The sequence below is a fragment of the Cupriavidus phytohabitans genome (assembly GCF_000426345.1).
In the GTDB taxonomy this organism is placed as follows: Bacteria; Pseudomonadota; Gammaproteobacteria; order Burkholderiales; family Burkholderiaceae; genus Cupriavidus.
On the sequence record NZ_AUFE01000199.1, the window covers coordinates 1 to 2,358 of the forward strand.

General features: G+C 53.3%; 1 protein-coding gene. It reads left to right on the plus strand.

The genetic code is table 11. The annotated features are described in order from the left end of the window. Positions 1-182 precede the first annotated feature (182 nt). On the plus strand, positions 183-2,015 hold the full coding sequence (locus tag K309_RS0134590; protein ID WP_084402718.1) for a sensor histidine kinase: 1,833 nt from the start codon (positions 183-185) through the stop codon (positions 2,013-2,015). Positions 2,016-2,358 lie beyond the last annotated feature (343 nt).

Here is a 2,358-nt window from a genome sequence, read left to right on the forward strand (position 1 = left end):
ATCTGGCAAGGCCTGCAGCGCGTAATGGACTTCGCCGCCGGTATCAAGTACGCCCGGGAAATTGGTCACGAGTGACTTGTGTGTAATGCAATGCCGTCGATGGGCTGCAGAACATAGTGGACTTGCCATAATCTTGCGAAAAATAATCTTCTGTATTTGTTCGTACATTAATTAAACAGTTCATGCAGCTCCGCAGTCTTTTTCTGGGCTTGTTGCTGGCAATTTGCCTTGTCACTGTCGTTGCTTCGTCACTGGTCATGGCAAATCAATGGCGTGAGCATTCGTCGCTCGCGAGCGGTTCCGCTGCACTGAAGCTATATCAGAGCGCGCTCTATGCTGCAGAGATCGTTTCGAAAGAGCGGGGGCCAGCGAATAGCGCAATGGGAGCAGATTTTCCTACGCCTGATGCGCTGCAATCGGGTCTTCACGATGCACGCCTGAAATCCGATAATGTTCTTAAAGAGCTGTTGGATCGCTCCAGTGAGGCAGGGTCTTCGGCACAATCTGTTGCCAGACAAATCGAAAGGGCGATCGCTCAATTATCGTCGGCACGCGGGTCCGTCGACGCGCTCCTGAAAAAGCCAAAGGCAAGCCGTGAGAGCCGCGAGCTGGTTGCGGCTGTGACGAGCCTGTACTTGGCGGTGGACTTACTAAAGCCAGTCATTGCTAGCATCCAATCGGAAATCATACGAATCGCGCCGGATGCCGGCACCCAGGTTATCACGGCACGGCTGTTAGCTGAATTCCGGGAACAGGCTGGCCGGCTCGGCTCGGAGCTTACTCCGGCACTGATGCAGGGCAGGCCACTTCTCCCCAAGGAGGTGACGCGTGTGGACGCCCATCAGGGTAGGGTAGAGCAGCTCTACGAACTTGTCATTTCACATGTCAATAACAATGAACCGGAAAGTGGACTTGCTCGGGGCATCTCTGAAATAGAGAAACGGTACATGACGTACGGTCTGTCACTTGTCGAGGGGGTTCGCGAGTACGATGGAGTGATCCAGTCTGCAGCGGAGTTTGCTAAACGCTATGTCCCATCTATGCTCGCCATAATCGAAACCAGGGACGCTCAACTCTTGGCCGCACAAAATAATATCGAGGCAAAACTTCAGAAATCCAGATGGATATTGGTTATTGGCGCAACATCGTCGATGTGCCTTATCATAATGGTCATTGCGGTGTCGCTCGTGTTTTGGCGGAATATTATCAATCCCGTCTCCGAGGCGGCACGGCAACTGGAATCAGAAGCGAATCACCATCCGGGTGTGACAAAACTGGGAGACGCCGATAGACTAAAGCATGCATCGCATGTTCTTCGTGCGAATAAGGTGATGAATTTGATGCTGGAGAAGGACAAAAGCGATGCGATGAATTTCATCTCTCATGACATGAGATCGCCGTTAACCGCGATTCTGTCGCTAGTCGAGAACCAGGGTCATCAGGACGTGGCAGTCGATGAAGCAACATTCAGAGCCAGAGTGGCGACGCACGCGGACCGGACACTTGACTTGCTGGATCGGTTCATCGAGCTGGCGCAGACGCAGGCCGTCGATTCGCAGTTCGACGAGATCGACTTGCGGTTCGTTGTCGCGGACGTGATGGAGGATGTTCGTGACATAGCGGTCCGAAAGCGAATGCAAATCAGGTCCGCAGTGCCCAACGACGGCGCCTACGTTCTTGGCGACCACTCGATGTTATGCCGGGTCGTGTCGAACTTGGTGGAGAATGCCGTCAAATTTGGATTTTCAGAAAGTGACATCGTGCTGGAGCTGAAGTCATCGGGCGACGTGTGGGCTATTTCCGTGCGGAATTGCGGCGAGGGGATAGAGCCACAGCATATTGAGGGAATTTTCGAAAAATACAAACGTGCCGGAAATTACAATTGCACTCCGGGCTTTGGTCTGGGGCTTGCCTACGTGCATGCGGCGGTTACAAGGCATGGCGGTGAGGTGAGCGTGGCGAGTATTCCGGGAGAAATGACAACATTTGTCGTTTCCTTGCCCGCACTCGCATAGAGTGGAGCGTCGGATCCGGCCGCAGAACAATGTGAAGGATGACACCTTGGCGTCAATTGCGACTTCACCGTCCGCTGCCGATACGAACAGGTCGGAGAGGTATGAAACTGTCGTCCCTTATATTTGCAGCACGGGAAATGGGAAGCGGTCATCGACGCCGAGGAAATCAATGGCGTGCGTTCTGCGCGTAGCGTTGAAGCTTTCCTTCGCCGGTCTTGCCGTCAAGTGCCACCGCGAAAGGCTGGCTTGCTAAGTGTTCTGAGTAAACCAATTTCACGAATGAGAGTCAAATGCCAGTCATAAGAAGAACGAGCTGGCATCGCCGATGAAGTGCACCATCGAA